General features: G+C 67.5%; 10 protein-coding genes and 1 pseudogene. 4 read left to right on the top strand and 7 right to left on the bottom strand.

Annotated features, from left to right (window positions below):
* Together ACFC25_RS22380 and nboR are read left to right on the top strand one after the other, a co-directional pair.
* Window positions 1–1,575, top strand: a pseudogene (locus ACFC25_RS22380) (pyruvate dehydrogenase (acetyl-transferring), homodimeric type); the annotation flags it as partial.
* Window positions 1,576–1,655: 80 nt separating this feature from the next.
* Window positions 1,656–2,282 carry a nicotine blue oxidoreductase gene (nboR, locus tag ACFC25_RS22375; RefSeq protein WP_376049229.1) on the top strand — a complete coding sequence of 209 codons (627 nt, stop codon included), beginning with the start codon at window positions 1,656–1,658 and terminating at the stop codon, window positions 2,280–2,282.
* Here the strand turns inward: nboR and ACFC25_RS22370 are convergent.
* The 7 genes from ACFC25_RS22370 to ACFC25_RS22340 form a co-directional block, all read right to left on the bottom strand.
* Window positions 2,279–2,926 carry a uracil-DNA glycosylase gene (locus ACFC25_RS22370; protein WP_376049227.1) on the bottom strand — a complete coding sequence of 216 codons (648 nt, stop codon included), beginning with the start codon at window positions 2,924–2,926 and terminating at the stop codon, window positions 2,279–2,281. The genes nboR and ACFC25_RS22370 overlap by 4 nt on opposite strands.
* 3 nt (window positions 2,927–2,929) lie before the next feature.
* The gene (locus ACFC25_RS22365) at window positions 2,930–3,910 is read right to left on the bottom strand and encodes an aldo/keto reductase (protein ID WP_337348877.1); all 981 of its coding nucleotides are present in this window, start codon (window positions 3,908–3,910) and stop codon (window positions 2,930–2,932) included.
* A 7-nt stretch (window positions 3,911–3,917) separates the two neighbouring features.
* Entirely contained in the window at window positions 3,918–6,755 is a 2,838-nt protein-coding gene (locus ACFC25_RS22360; protein ID WP_376049224.1) for a molybdopterin-dependent oxidoreductase, read from the bottom strand.
* A 2-nt stretch (window positions 6,756–6,757) separates the two neighbouring features.
* Entirely contained in the window at window positions 6,758–7,711 is a 954-nt protein-coding gene (locus ACFC25_RS22355) for an FAD binding domain-containing protein (RefSeq protein ID WP_376049222.1), read from the bottom strand.
* On the bottom strand, window positions 7,702–8,946 hold the full coding sequence (locus ACFC25_RS22350; RefSeq protein WP_376049219.1) for an XdhC family protein: 1,245 nt from the start codon (window positions 8,944–8,946) through the stop codon (window positions 7,702–7,704). The genes ACFC25_RS22355 and ACFC25_RS22350 overlap by 10 nt, the downstream gene beginning before the upstream one ends.
* A 113-nt stretch (window positions 8,947–9,059) precedes the next feature.
* A complete protein-coding gene (locus ACFC25_RS22345) occupies window positions 9,060–10,562 on the bottom strand; it encodes an NCS2 family permease (protein ID WP_376049216.1) in 1,503 nt (500 codons plus the stop codon).
* Window positions 10,563–10,577: 15 nt separating this feature from the next.
* Window positions 10,578–11,072, bottom strand: coding sequence for a nucleoside deaminase (locus ACFC25_RS22340; protein WP_337352303.1), 495 nt, complete (start codon window positions 11,070–11,072; stop codon window positions 10,578–10,580).
* Between the two features lie 408 nt (window positions 11,073–11,480).
* On the opposite strand from ACFC25_RS22340, the gene ACFC25_RS22335 reads away from it, so the two are divergent.
* Window positions 11,481–12,851 (top strand): 8-oxoguanine deaminase, encoded by a 1,371-nt coding sequence (locus ACFC25_RS22335; protein ID WP_376049213.1) that lies wholly within the window; start codon window positions 11,481–11,483, stop codon window positions 12,849–12,851.
* Between the two features lie 64 nt (window positions 12,852–12,915).
* Window positions 12,916–14,160, top strand: a complete 1,245-nt coding sequence (ligD, locus tag ACFC25_RS22330; protein WP_376049210.1) for a non-homologous end-joining DNA ligase — start codon at window positions 12,916–12,918, stop codon at window positions 14,158–14,160.
* The last annotated feature ends 80 nt before the right edge of the window (window positions 14,161–14,240 follow it).

The following is a 14,240-nucleotide window of genomic DNA, read 5'->3' as shown; positions in this document are numbered from 1 at the left end:
ACCGTCATCCTCGCCAAAACCGTCAAGGGCTACGGACTCGGACCCCACTTCGAAGGCCGCAACGCCACCCACCAGATGAAAAAACTCACCCTCGAGGACCTCAAGGAATTCCGCGACTACCTCCGGATCCCCATTTCCGATGCCCGGCTGGAGGAAGACCCCTACAGCCCGCCCTACTACCACCCCGGTGCAGATGCGCCCGAGATCGCCTATCTCCTCGAGCGGAGAAGGGTGCTGGGCGGCGCGGTCCCCGAAAGGCGGCCGAACCACCAGGCCGTTGAACTGCCCGAGGCGAAGACGTTCGACGTCGCCAAACGCGGCACGGGCAAGCAGCAGGCCGCCACCACCATGGCCTTTGTCCGGCTCCTGAAGGACCTGCTCCGCGACAAGAAGTTCGGGCACCGGATTGTGCCCATCGTTCCGGACGAATCCCGGACCTTCGGCATGGACGCGTTCTTCCCGACGGCGAAGATCTACAACCCGGGCGGCCAGAACTACCTGTCCGTGGACCGGGACCTCGTCCTGGCCTACAAGGAATCCGCGCAGGGCCAGCTGATCCACCCCGGCATCAACGAAGCCGGGGCCGTCGCAGCCTTCACCGCAGCCGGGACCGCCTACGCCACGCACGGCGTGCCCCTGATCCCGGTTTACGTGTTCTACTCCATGTTCGGCTTCCAGCGCACCGGCGACGCCTTCTGGGCAGCAGCGGACCAAATGACCCGCGGCTTCATCATCGGCGCCACCGCAGGACGGACCACCCTCACCGGCGAAGGACTCCAGCACGCCGACGGCCACTCCCCCATCCTCGCCGCCACCAACCCCGCCGTGGTCACCTACGACCCCGCCTACGGCTACGAAATGGGCCACATCATCCGCGACGGCATCGAACGGATGTACGGCGAACATCCCGACGGCGGACCCGCAGGTTCGGCCACCGACCGGAACCTGATGTATTACCTCACCGTCTACAACGAACCGATCACCCAGCCGGCCGAACCCGAGGAGCTCGACGTCGAAGGCGTCCTGAAGGGTATTTACCGTGTGTCGGCGTCGGGCGTTGAAGGTCCCAAGAGCCAGATCCTGGCCTCCGGCGTCTCCGTGCCGTGGGCGCTGGAAGCCCAGCGGCTCCTGGCCGAGGACTGGGGCGTCTCCGCCGACGTCTGGTCCGTCACGTCCTGGAACGAACTGCGCCGCGACGGCCTCGCTGCCGAGGAAGAAGCGTTCCTCAACCCCGGCGAACCCGCCAGGACACCGTTTGTGGCGAAGCAACTGGCCGACGCCCAGGGTCCCATCGTGGCCGTCTCGGACTACATGAAGGCCGTCCCGGACCAGATCCGCCAGTTCCTGCCAAACGAGTTTGCCTCGCTCGGCGCGGACGGCTTCGGCTTCTCCGACACCCGCGCAGCAGCACGCCGCTTCTTCAAGAACGACACCCATTCCATCGTGGTGAAGACGCTGCAGTTGCTCGCGGCGAGGGGCGACGTGGAGGAAGGCGCACCGCAATACGCCATGGACCGCTACAAGCTCCTTGACGTCAATGCCGGCACCACCGGAGGCGCGGGCGGCGACGCCTGACCCACCAGATGGCAAGTTGGCGGCAATGCCCGTTGAGGACATTGCCGCCAACTGCCATGTCATGTGGATAGTCTGAAGTTATGGGGAACACCGCTGAGACCAGGACCACCGCTGTTGTCCTGGCCGCAGGCGCCGGGACGCGGCTGGGGAAGGGACCCAAGGCCCTTCTTCCCTACCGCGGCCGGCCGCTCGTGGAATCCATCGCCGGAACACTGCTCGACGGCGGCTGCCGCGACGTGGTGGTGGTGCTCGGCGCCGGCGCTGCCGATGTCTCAGCGATGGCCAAACTGGACCGCTACCGGACTGTTGTGAACCAAGACTGGCAGTCCGGGATGGGCAGTTCGTTCCTGCTGGGCAACGCCACGGCCCATCACCAGGATCACCTGCTGGTTGCCCTGGTAGACCAGCCCGGCCTCACGCCCCGAACCGTCAGGCGCCTGCTGGCCGCCCACCGTCCGGGCCGGATCACCGCAGCTGCCTATCGCGACGGCGGCAGTCAAGGCCGCGCCGATGTTCCAGTCCGCCGCGGGCATCCGCTGCTCATCGACGTCGGACTCCGGGCGGCTGTTGCCGAAACGGTAACGGGCGACGCCGGGGCACGCGGCTTCCTGCAGTCCCACCCGGAGCTAGTGGACGAGGTGGACTGCAGCGACCAGTCCACGGGCGAGGATGTTGACACCCCGGAGCAGCTCTACCTGCTGGGCTAGCCACCACCGGCGAAGAGGAGTTCCTGCAAGCCGCGCTTGAACGCGGACCGCCCTCCATGGGCGGGATGCCTGACCTTCGGCGCGTCCACGCCGGTCCGAAGCAGGCTGCGATGCGCCACGTTGCCCACCGCCACCACAGTTTGGATCGGAAAAATCTCGGTCAGCGATTGCCCGAAGGGAGTTCCGAGGTCTGCTTCGGCTGCTGTCGGCGTGCGGTTGGACAACGGCCGCCCCGCCACATGGGTGTGCCACGGGCAGGAACTCCACAGCAGCGGAAGGAAGTCCAGTTCCGCGAGGACGTCCCACATCACCGTAGCGGTGGGTTCGGACGCGACCCCGGCCGCCTCCTCAGGCAGCGCGTAGCCCTTGCCCGGCCCAAACAGTCCGAACCGGTTGGCCGGCCCCTCGAACATGGTGCGGTTGGTGAAGGGAACTCCCGTGATCCTCATGCCCCTGAACCCCGGCGCCTCACCCAGGAGCAGTACCTTCGGAGCGCGGTCCAGCATTTCCTGAAGATAAATCTCCAGGTTCCGCCGGCGCTGCGTATTTCCCGGGTCGGCGGCAGCGAAGAAGTTATTGCGTGCCGGCCCAGACGGCACGGCCGAAAGCCGCTCCACGAAGGCGCTGATGGAATGGGTGCTCATGCGCTACCAGCGGGGGTGGATGGCCTCGCGGAAGTAGTGGTCGTAAATCCAGCGCACGCCCTCGTCGAATTCGCCGTTGAGGGAAACGCCGGCCGCTGCAGCGTTCGCGATGGCCTGGTCCGCGTTGCGCGCCCCAGGGATCACGGAGGTGACGCCGTCCTGCGCGGCGATCCAGGCGATGGCCGCCTGCGCGGTGCCAACACCGTCCGGGACCAACTGCTCGAACTCGGCCACGGCCTTCAGCCCCACCTCATAATCCACACCGGAGAACGTCTCCCCGACGTCAAACGATCCGCCGGTTCGGTTGTAGTTGCGGTGGTCATTCTCCGCGAACGAAGTGTCCTTGGTGTATTTGCCCGAGAGCAGGCCTGACGCGAGCGGAACCCTGGCGATGATGCCCACGTCCGCAGCCTTCGCAGCTGGCAGGACCTCGTCCAGCGGCTTGAGCCGGAAGGCGTTGAGGATGATCTGGACGGACGCCGTGCCTTCGTGCCTGATGGCTTCGAGGGCTTCGTCGGTGCGTTCCACGCTGACGCCGTAGTTGCGGATGGCACCTTCGGAGACCAGCGTGTCCAGGGCGTCGTAGACCTCCGCGTTGCTGTAGACGGGCGTGGGCGGGCAGTGCAGCTGGACCAAGTCCAGGCTGTCCGTGCCCAGGTTCTTCCGGGAGCGGTCCACCCACTGGCGGAAGTTGGCCAGGGTGTAGTTCTCCGGCTGCTGGTCCATGCGGCGGCCCATTTTGGTGGCCACTGTGATGTCCAGCCCAGGGTTGTCCTTGAGGAACGCGCCAATGGCCTGCTCGCTCTTGCCGTCGCCGTAAACGTCGGCGGTGTCGAAGAACGTGACGCCGGCTTCCGCTGAGGCGGCCAGGATGGCCTGCGCCTGTCCGTGGTCCACGTTGCCCCAGTCAGCTCCGAGCTGCCAGGTACCCAGCCCGACGATGGAGACGTTCCGTCCGGTCTTGCCTAATCTGCGCTGTTCCATCCCACGACTATATGGCCTCCTTCAGCACAGGGACGGTGGGCGCGGCGGCGTCCCTCAGGCCAAGGTAGATCTTGTCCCGGGCGATGGGCAGCGATGCGAAGCGCACGCCGGTAGCGTTCCGGATGGCATTCGCCAGGGCAGGTGCCACCGGGTTGAACGGGCTTTCGCTCATGGACTTCGCACCCAAGGGGCCCAGTTTGTCGTTGGTATCGGCGAAGTACACCTCGCTGCGGGGTACGTCGGCGAAGGTGGGAATGTGGTACTGGCGCAGGATGTCGGTGGTCACGCGGCCGGCGTCGTCCACCACCACTTCCTCGTAGAGTGCCGCACCCAGCGCCTGCGCGATCCCGCCCTCGATCTGGCCCCGGCACTGCCGGGGATTGACCACCACGCCGGCGTCGGCAGCCTGCACACTCTGCAGGATCCGCAGTTCCCCCGTGCCACGGTTCACCGCCACGCGGAAGCCATGCACGTTGAAGGCCACGGACCGGGGCGTGCCGCCCCACCGCCCTTCGGCAGCGAGTTCGACGCCGGCTTCCGCAGCGGCGTGCGCCAGTTCCGCCAGCGGTACTGGGGTTCCCTCGCACACCACGGTGTCACCGTCGAGGACGCAACCGGAGGACTGGACCTGCCTGATCCCGGCGGCGAAGGCACGGATCCGGACGGCAAGTTCCTCCGCGGCTGCGAGCGTCGCCTTCCCGGCAACCACCGTTCCGGCGGACCCGAACGCGCCGGTGTCGTGCTCGATCAGGTCAGTGTCGGACTGCCGCACAGCAACCCGCGAGGCCTCTGTGGACAGCGCGGTGGCTGCGAGCTGGGCGTGCACCGTGGTGGTGCCGTTGCCGAACTCTGCGGTGCCGACGTCGGCCTGGTACGTTCCGTCCGGCAGGAGCCGGAGCTTCGAGTGGGCGAAGTGGCCCCGCGGCGGTACGGTGTCGATCATGGACAGCGCGGTGCCCTCCCCCGTCACCCAGTCCGGGCCGAGCCGGTCCAGCCCCGCCGCTCGATAACGTTCCGCACCGCGGTCCAGGGCGTCGCGGACAAGGCGCGTGCACTGGTCCAGGCCGTAGCTGCCATAGTGGACATCCTCCTCCGGCTCGGGATGGGTGGACAGCATGTCGTCGCCTTCGCGCACCATGTTCCGGCGGCGGAACTCCAGCGGATCCATCCCGATCCCGATGGCGAGCTCGTCCATGGCGGATTCGATCGCGAAGATCATCTGGCTCAGGCCGTAGCCGCGGAAGGCGCCGGAGGGGACAGTGTTCGTATACACCGCCTGGGCGTCAACCTTTTTGTTATCGCATTTATAGACAGCCAGGGACTCGCCGCAGCCGTGGAACATTACTCCGGGGCCGTGGTTCCCGTACGCGCCGGTGTTGGTCAGGACGTCCAGCTTCAGGGCGGTCAACCGGCCGGCGGCACTGGCCCCGGCCTTGACGCTGATGGTGAACGGATGCCGGGTGGTGGTCGCGGTGAACTGCTCGGTCCGGGTCAGTTCAAGCTGGACGGGCCGGCCCAGCTTCAGGGCCGCGAGCGCCACGATATCCTCCGTCAACAGTTCCTGCTTGCCGCCGAACCCGCCTCCCACGCGGCCGGCCACCACGTGGACCTGTTCCTCGGGCAGCCCGAAAACACGGCAGAGCGTGCGGCGGACCAGGAACGGGACCTGGCTGGACGTGCGGACCTGCAGCCGGCCATCGCTGTCCACCTCCGCGATGGCGGCGTGGGTCTCGAGCGCGACGTGCTGGACCCGTTGCGTCTGATACGTCTGCTCGTGGATGAAGCTGGCGGCCGCGAAGCCCTGCTCCACGCTTCCCAGTTCGGAGTGGAGTTCGGCCACGACGTTCTGTTCGGGGCGGGCAATCCGGGCCGTGAGGGCGTCCTTCTCCCCATGGAGAGTAGGCGCCCCGGGGCGGATGGCGTCCTGCGGGGTGAACACGGCGTCGAGGATGTCGTACTCTACGGCGAGCGCCCGGACTCCCGCTTCGGCGGCGGGCACCGATTCTGCCACGACGGCGGCGACCCGCTGGCCGCGGAACCTCACCACGTCGTCGAGCACGCGGGTGTCGTCCGGATCGTCCGTGTAGAGCTCGTGCTGGGCGGTGGAGAAAAGCTGTTCCGGCGCGTCCTGGTGGGTGAACACCGCTACCACACCGGGTACTTTCAGCGCCGCTTCTGTGTTGATGCTGAGGATGCGGGCGTGGGCGTGCGGTGAGCGCAGGAGCTTCAGGTGCAGGAGCCCGGGCAACTGGTCGGCGGGAATGTCAAGGGTGTAGCGGGCGGTGCCGGTGACCACGGCGCGGCTGGCGGGCGCGGGGACGTCGTCGCCCATCCCGCCGGGCCGCGGTTCGGGCTGGCCCTCGCCCGCGATGCCGGAGCCCTGTCCGGCGGGGTCCGGATGCCCGGCGTGCCCGCAGACGGCGTCCTCGATGGCCCGGTAGCCGGTGCAACGGCAGAGGTTGCCCTTGAGGTTGCGGGGCAGGTTGTCCTTTTGTTCGTCGGTGAACGTTGCCGCGGTCATCAGCATGCCGGCGGTGCAGAAGCCGCACTGGAAGCCCTGGCGTTCCAGGAACTGCTGCTGGACAGGATGAAGTTCGCCGCCCGCGGCGCCGGTCGTTCCGGCGAGTCCTTCAATGGTGGTCACGGCGTGTCCCTCGGCACGGACGGCCGGGTAGATGCAGCTGTGGACAGGAGTGCCGTCGACGTGCACGGTGCAGGCACCGCAGTCGCCGCCGTCGCATCCCTTCTTGACGCCCAGGTTGCCCTGCTCGCGCAGGTACGTCCGCAGGCACTGCCCCGGGCGCGGCTCAGCTGACGCCGCCGTGCCGTTGATTTCGATGGCCATGCTCAGGCCCCTTCCTGCTGTGGGATGCCGGGTGGCTGCGGCGAAGTACGCGGCAGCTGATTGCTGGCCGGCTGGGGTGGCCAGAAGTCGCCGGAAACAGGCACGTCCGATGCCCCGTCGGGGGCAGCTAGCTCGGCGCGGATCTCTTCCGCGAGCCGGTACGTCATGTCCTGCCGCCAGGCCGGCAGCCCGTGGATGTCGTTGTGGTAATGGTTTTCGGGAATGGCGTCACGCAGCGCTGCGGCCAGCTCCGCCGTGTCCGGCAGGTGCCCGAAGCGCAGCTGCACGGGCCGTTTGGTGGCGGCGGTGACGGTCAGGATGAGGGACGTGCCGCCGTCGAGCCTTCCGATCAGCAGTACTCCGGAGCGTCCCAGGTTGCTCAGGGACAGGCGGCGGAACGCCACCCGGGACGCAAGGGCCGACGCCGGGAGGTGGACACTGCGCAGCAGCTCGCCGGGTGCCAGGCAGTTGGTTCCGTCCCCGGTGACGAAGTCGGCCACGGGGACGGCGCGGGTGCTTCCGCCGGGCCCCAGGATGGTGGCCACGGCATCGAGCCCGGCGCAGAGGGAGGTCATGGGCCCTGCTGGAAGTGCCGTGCAGACGTTCCCGCCCACCGTGGACATGTTCCAGACCTTGAACGAGGCCACAAAGGAGTCGCAACAGGGCCGGAAGAGATCCAGCGCGGGCCAGCCCCGGCGGGCTAAGTCCGGCGAATCCGGGAGTGCGTAGAGTTCCGCGACTGTGCACGTCGCGGCCAGCTCGATGCCGTCGTCGGTGAGGGTCACGGGTGTCCAGCCGGCCGAACCCAGGTCCAGGAGCCGCTTGAGCGGTTCGGGCCTGAAGGCGTAGCTGCCGTAGGAAAACAGGACGGTGCCGCCGGCCAGCCAGGCATCGCCGTCGCGCCAGTCGGCGGGGTCCGTGGTGCGGACCACCGCCTCGATGGTGTTCATGTCCATGCGATCTCCTGCTGGCTGATGGTGGTGGGCGCCGGGCGCCCGGTGGCCCGGGCGGCGGGCTGGTGGATGGGTCCGGAGGTCTCCCGCAGCGGCGTGCACGAGGACTTCCTGTTGCGGGATGCGATGAGCTCCGCGGTGACGGACACGGCAACCTCGGCCGGGGTCACGGCACCGAGGTCCAGCCCGATCGGCGAGTGCAGCTGCGCGATCCGTTCCGGCCGCACGCCCGCGTCCAAGAGGTCATCGACGCGCTGGAGGTGGCTGCGGCGCGACCCCATGGCACCGACATAGGCAAGGTCCAGGGCCAGCGCCGCTTCCAGCAGCGGGATGTCGAACTTGGGATCGTGGGTCAGCACGCAGGCCACTGTGCGTTGGTCCAGCCGGCCTGCTGCGGCTTCTGCTGCGAGATACCGGTGCGGCCAGTCAGCGACCACCTCGTCGGCGCAGGCAAACCGTGCCTGCGCGGCGAAGGCGGGACGGGCGTCTATCAGGGTGACCCGGTAACCGAGGAGTTTGGCTGCCGGGACCAGGGCCGCACCAAAGTCATTGGCGCCGAACACCAGCATTCGGGGCGGGGCGATCCTGCTCTCGACCAGGAGGGCGACGGGTTCGCTGCCGCAGCTGCCCGGCGCGGCCAGATGCAGCACCCCAGTGGATCCGCTCCACAGGAATGACTCAAGCTGCCCAACGCGGGTCCGGTCCAGGCCAGGTTCCCCGTCCAGGCCCAGGAGCGCTGTGACTTCCGGAGTCCCGGCCACGCTGAACGTGGCCGGGTCCGCAATGACGACGGCGCCGCTGCCGCCGGCATCCAGCCGGCGGACCAACGCCACAGGCTCCCCCGGCGGGAGGGAGGCGAGCTGCCCGAGGGCTTCCCGCAACTTATTGCCAGACCCCGCGTCAGACCCAGTGCCAGGCCCTGCGTCGGCGGCCTCGATGTGGATCGTCAGCTCGCCGCCGCAGGTGAGCCCTGCCGCGAAGGCATCGGCGGCACTGTAGCCGAACGTCCCCTGGCGCGTGCCGCCGTCGTGCATTGCCTCCAGGGCGAGCGCCACCACGGCGCCTTCCACACAACCGCCGGACAGGCTGCCCAGGACGGCCCCGGATTCGGCGATCAGCATGGACGTTCCCACCGGGCGCGGCACCGAGCCCGTGGCCGCCACAACGGTGGCCACAGCGTACCGTTCGCCGGCCAGGGCGGGCGGCCAGGAACTGAGTGAAGGGATCAGGTCCAGCATGGCGGCACTCCTTCTTCCGGCGTGGCGGTGGTTTCCATATTGTCGTTCCTATCGGGAGCCGGACAAAGCACCGGTCCGGCGGTTGTGCGTTGAATGTGCTGGGCGGAGGGCGGTCAGGCGCCCAGCAGCAGGTTGATCGGGCCGCGGGCGAAGTACACCAGGAAGCCGGCGCTGACCACCCACATGAGCGGATGGATCTTCTTCGCTTTTCCTGAGGCCGCACCGATGATGGCCCAGGACACAAAGCCCACGCCGATGCCGTTGGCGATCGAGTAGCTCAGCGGCATGGTGACGATCGTGAGGAAGGCCGGCAGGGCCACGGAGAACTTGCTGAACTTGATCTCGCGGATCTGCGCCATCATCATCGCGCCCACCACCACCAGGGCTGCAGCCGCCACTTCGAGCGGGACCACGCTGGTCAGGGGGGTGAGGAACATGGAGCCCAGAAAAAGCACACCCGTGACCACCGATGCCAGGCCGGTGCGGGCGCCTTCGCCAATCCCGGCCGCGGAGTCGATGTACACCGTGTTGGAAGAACCCGAGGTGGCGCCGCCCGCCACAGCCCCGAAGCCTTCGACGATGAAGGCGGACTTGAGCCGCGGGAACGTGCCGTCCTTGTGGGCCACTCCGGCACTCTTCGCCAGGCCCGTCATGGTGCCCATCGCGTCGAAGAAGTTGGTGAAGACCAGGGTGAACACCAGCATGGTGGCTGCGAGCCCACCGATCCTGCCGAAGGCGCCGAACATATCGAACTGTCCCACCAGGCCCAGGTCCGGGGCGGAGACGAGCTGGCCGGAGAGGACCGGGGTGTTCAGGTGCCAGCCGCCGGGGTTCGTGGCGCTGGCCGGGCCGATCTTCATCACGGCCTCAACGACGGCCGCCAGCACGGTGGTGGCAACGATGCCGATCAGCAGGCCGCCCTGGACCTTGCGGGCCACGAGGATGCCCATGGCCAGCAGGCCCACCACAAAGACCAGCGTGGGGATGGAGGTGATGGAGCCGCCGTCGCCCAACTGCACGGGCGGGCCGCCCGCCGTGGCGCGGATGAAGCCGGAGTCCACAAAACCGATGAAGGCGATGAACAGGCCGATTCCCACCGTGATGGCGGCTTTGAGTTCCTTGGGGACGGCCCGGAAAATCGCTGTGCGGGCTCCGGTGATGCCGAACAGGACTATCAGGATGCCGTTGATCACCACGAGCCCCATGGCCTCGGCCCAGGTGACTTCCTGGATGAGCGAGACGGCCAGGAACGAGTTGATGCCCAACCCGGCGGCCAGGCCGAACGGGAGGTTGGCGACGAGTCCGAAGAGGATGGTCATGACGCCGGCGGTGAGCCCGGTGACCGCACCCACCTGGGCCGCAGACAGCCAGCCGCCCGCCACGTCGGTGGGAGCGTTGTCCGCCGCGAACCCGCCCAAGATCAGCGGGTTGAGGATCACGATGTACGCCATGGTGAAGAAGGTGACCAGGCCGCCGCGGAATTCGCGGGCCAGCGTGGAGCCCCGCTCGGTGATCTGGAAGAAGCGGTCCAGGAATGAATCCGGCACCGGAGGCTTGGGCCTGGGTGCGGGCTTCGGAGCCGAATGCTCCTCGTGGGAATGATCCAGGATGGTCATGTCTGCCACCGGGCCCTAGTAGTCGATCCTGGATTCGAGCGTGTTCCAGGTGTTGAACGGCTCCAGGGGCGTGGGTGCCTGCGGATCGTCCAACCCGAGCTTGGCCACCGGCATCAGGACATCCCTGTCGCGGTTCTCAAAGTATTCGTAAAAGACTGCGTCGTCGAAGCCGACGGAAGCGGCGTCGTGCCGGTCCGCGGCGAAGACGACCCGCTGGACGCGCGCCCACAGTGCGGAGGCCAGGCACATGGGGCATGGTTCGCAACTGGTGTAGAGGACGGCGCCGGTGAGGTCGAACGTGCCCAGTTCCTTGCAGGCGGTGCGGATCGCGGTGACCTCGGCGTGCGCGGTGGGATCGTTGTCGGCGGTGACGCGATTGACGCCGTCGAACGTCTGGCCATCAGCCGTGACGATCATGGCCCCGAACGGGCCCCCGCTGTTCAGGACGTTGGCTGTCGCCAACTGGATGGATCGGGCCAAATACTGTTCGGCCGTGACGGTGGTACTCATGATGCGACTTCCTTATTGCCGGGAAGCCTGTTGCCGCTTGCAGGACCAGTAGAACCAGGTGCGACGGTTACCAGGCTTCAGCATGTGCTGTGAAGGTTAAGTTGCGCCTGGTAGATAGCTTCCCGACAGTCCGGGTGCCCGCCTTTGGCAAGATCGAGGTTAGCACCGCTCTGTGGCCTGCGCCATAGTTTTCTGGAAATTTAATTTCGCAATGTGAAATCCTTGTTACGGGGCCATCACCACCCGGCAGTCATATTTGGCTGCGCGCCCGGTGCCATTGACGGGCTGCCTGCAGCGCCCCTACGCTGATCCCCAACCGCAGCTGCCCTCCGCCGCGGCCACCTGGATCAGCAGACAGGGCTTCACTGAGCTGGCATCGCCGTATTGACTCCCAGCCAAAGGAATCCCATGACCCTCGTCCCCCACAGTCCAGCCTCCCGCCTCTGGATCAGGAATCCGCAGGCCGCTTTCACCGCCAATGCTCTCGACGCCTCGGGCGGCCTGGTGGTCAGGGAAGGCATCATCGTGGAGGTTCTTGCTGCGGGCCAGCAGCCCTCGGCACCATGCCAAAACACCTTCGACGCCGGCAACCACGTCCTGCTGCCCGGCCTGATCAACACCCACCACCACTTCTACCAGACCCTCACCCGCGCTTGGGGCCCGGTTGCTAATGCGCCCCTCTTCCCCTGGCTGCAGAACCTCTATCCGGTTTGGGCCCGGCTCACTCCCAAGGACCTGGAACTGGCCACCACCGTGGCACTTGCCGAACTCCTGCTCTCCGGCTGCACCACCGCGGCCGACCACCACTACCTCTTCCCGGACGGATTGGAACACGCCATCGATATTGAAGTGGACGTGGTGCGCGGGCTGGGCATGCGGGCCACTTTGACCCGCGGTTCCATGACGCTGGGAACGGACGACGGCGGCCTGCCGCCACAGTCCACGGTGCAGGCTCCGGAGGTGGTGCTGGAGGACAGCGAACGGCTGATCGGCCAGTACCACGAGCGCGGCGCCGATGCCGTCATCCAGATTGCGCTGGCCCCGTGCTCTCCCTTCTCCGTGACCAAGGAAATCATGGCCGAAAGCGCCCTGCTGGCGGAGCGACTGGACGTCCGGCTGCACACCCACCTCGCCGAAACCCTGGACGAGGAGGAATTCTGCAAGGAGATGTTCGGCCTGCGCACCGTCGACTACCTGGACAGCGTGGGCTGGTTGACCGACCGTACCTGGCTGGGCCACGGCATCCACTTCAGCGATGCCGAGATCGCCAGGCTGGGAGCCGCGGGCACCGCCGTCGCGCATTGCCCTACCTCAAACATGCGGCTGGCATCCGGCACCGCGCGGGTCCTGGAACTGGAGGATGCGGGAGTCCCCGTGGGGCTGGGAGTGGACGGGTCGGCGTCGAACGATGCCTCCAACATGATCCTCGAAGCCCGGCAGGCGTTGTACCTGCAGCGGCTCCGCTACGGGGCAGACGTCCCCGTGGAGCGCGCGCTTGCGTGGGCAACGCGCGGCTCCGCGGCCGTCCTGGGCCGGCACGGGCTGGGGCAGCTGGCACCCGGGATGCAGGCAGACCTGGCCCTGTTCCGGCTGGACGATCTTCGCTTCTCGGGCAGCCACGATCCCATCGCCGCACTTCTGCTGTGCGCGGCGGACCGGGCAGACCGGGTGATGGTGGGTGGCCAATGGCGCGTGGTCGACGGGCAGATTCCGGGACTGGACATCGCAGGGCTCATCGCGGAGCACTCCGCCGCAGCCCGGAGGCTGGTAAACGGCTAGGCCCTAGGCACTTCGGTACCTGCCCGCTCTGGCTGCGACATCCGATCGTTGCTAGCGTGGCGGCATGAGCCCGTCGAAGACTCCGGCCGAAATCCTTGACATTGATGGTGCCGAGGTCCGGATCTCGAGTCCGGACAAGGTAGTGTTCCCCGAGCCCGGGCTGACGAAGCTCGACCTCGTGCGCTACTATCTCGCCGTTGCCGATGGTGCTCTGCGCGGTGCCGGCGGCAGGCCCATGGTGCTCAAGCGCTTCCCAAAGGGCATCGACGCCGAGGCGTTCTTCCAGAAGCGCGTGCCTGAGAACCACCCCGACTTCATCGACACAGCCACCCTGCACTACGCGTCCGGCACTTCGGCTGAAGAAGCCGTCATCCGGAATGCTGCGGGGCTGGCGTGGGTAGTGAATCTTGGCTGCCTGGACCTCAACCCGCACCCCGTGCGCGCCGAGGACCTTGAGCATCCCGACGAGCTCCGCGTGGACCTCGATCCAATGCCCGGCGTCGACTGGTCCCAGATCGTCGACGTTGCGTATGTGGCGCGGGAGGTGCTCGGCGATATGGGACTGGCTGGGTGGCCCAAGACGAGCGGGTCCCGAGGGCTGCACATCCTGGTACGCATCGCACCCAAGTGGTCCTACCGCGACGTGCGGCTCGCAGCCGAGACCCTCGCCCGGGAGGTGGAGAACCGCGCGCCGGGCCTGGCCACCGCGCGGTGGTGGAAGGAGGAGCGCGGCGAGAGCGTCTTCGTGGACTTCAACCAAAATGCCAAGGACCGCACCGTGGCATCGGCATACTCAATCCGGCCGCTGCCCGACGCCAGGGTCTCCACGCCGCTCACCTGGGACGAGGTCCGCTCCGCCCGGCCGGAACAGTTCACGGTACTGACCGTGCCCGAACGCTTCGCAGAAAAGGGCGATCCACATGACGGCATCGACGACGCGGTCGGCTCACTCGAGAGCCTCCTCGCGCTGGCGAAGGAGCTCGGGCCCGCCGAGAAGCCACCGCGCGGCGGCGACGGCTCGGGCCGCCGGCAGTCGGTGATGCCGCTCATCGAGGTGGCCCGCACCAAGACCAAACCCGAGGCGCTCGCGGCGCTGGATGAGTGGAAGAGCCGGCATACCGACGTCGTACCCGAACTTCATCCCGCCGACGTGCTCGTTGACGGCATGCGCGGATCAAGTTCGCTCTGGTACCGGGTGCGGGTGAACCTGCAGCACGTGCCCGAAGCCAAGCGTCCGCCGCAGGAGGAACTCATCGCTGACTACGACCCCTGGGCTGGCAAGGAATGGCCCGGGCGGCCTGGTTCCTGACACCGGCGACGCGCACTCGGGCTGGCGACACACCAAATACCTGAGGACACGGAAATGGCCTGGCGACACCCGAATTCGGG

The organism is Pseudarthrobacter sp. NPDC055928 (assembly GCF_042270935.1).
In the GTDB taxonomy this organism is placed as follows: Bacteria; Actinomycetota; Actinomycetes; order Actinomycetales; family Micrococcaceae; genus Arthrobacter.
Note: the sequence above shows the minus strand (reverse complement) of the source record. Positions and strands in the feature narration are given on the sequence as shown.

Excerpts from the sequence above, each read along its gene's own strand:
- nboR (WP_376049229.1), top strand. The coding sequence starts at position 1,656 with ATGGGGAACACCGCTGAGACCAGGACCACCGCTGTTGTCCTGGCCGCA.
- ACFC25_RS22370 (WP_376049227.1), bottom strand. The coding sequence starts at position 2,926 with ATGAGCACCCATTCCATCAGCGCCTTCGTGGAGCGGCTTTCGGCCGTG.
- ACFC25_RS22365 (WP_337348877.1), bottom strand. The coding sequence starts at position 3,910 with ATGGAACAGCGCAGATTAGGCAAGACCGGACGGAACGTCTCCATCGTC.
- ACFC25_RS22360 (WP_376049224.1), bottom strand. The coding sequence starts at position 6,755 with ATGGCCATCGAAATCAACGGCACGGCGGCGTCAGCTGAGCCGCGCCCG.
- ACFC25_RS22355 (WP_376049222.1), bottom strand. The coding sequence starts at position 7,711 with ATGGACATGAACACCATCGAGGCGGTGGTCCGCACCACGGACCCCGCC.
- ACFC25_RS22350 (WP_376049219.1), bottom strand. The coding sequence starts at position 8,946 with ATGCTGGACCTGATCCCTTCACTCAGTTCCTGGCCGCCCGCCCTGGCC.
- ACFC25_RS22345 (WP_376049216.1), bottom strand. The coding sequence starts at position 10,562 with ATGACCATCCTGGATCATTCCCACGAGGAGCATTCGGCTCCGAAGCCC.
- ACFC25_RS22340 (WP_337352303.1), bottom strand. The coding sequence starts at position 11,072 with ATGAGTACCACCGTCACGGCCGAACAGTATTTGGCCCGATCCATCCAG.
- ACFC25_RS22335 (WP_376049213.1), top strand. The coding sequence starts at position 11,481 with ATGACCCTCGTCCCCCACAGTCCAGCCTCCCGCCTCTGGATCAGGAAT.
- ligD (WP_376049210.1), top strand. The coding sequence starts at position 12,916 with ATGAGCCCGTCGAAGACTCCGGCCGAAATCCTTGACATTGATGGTGCC.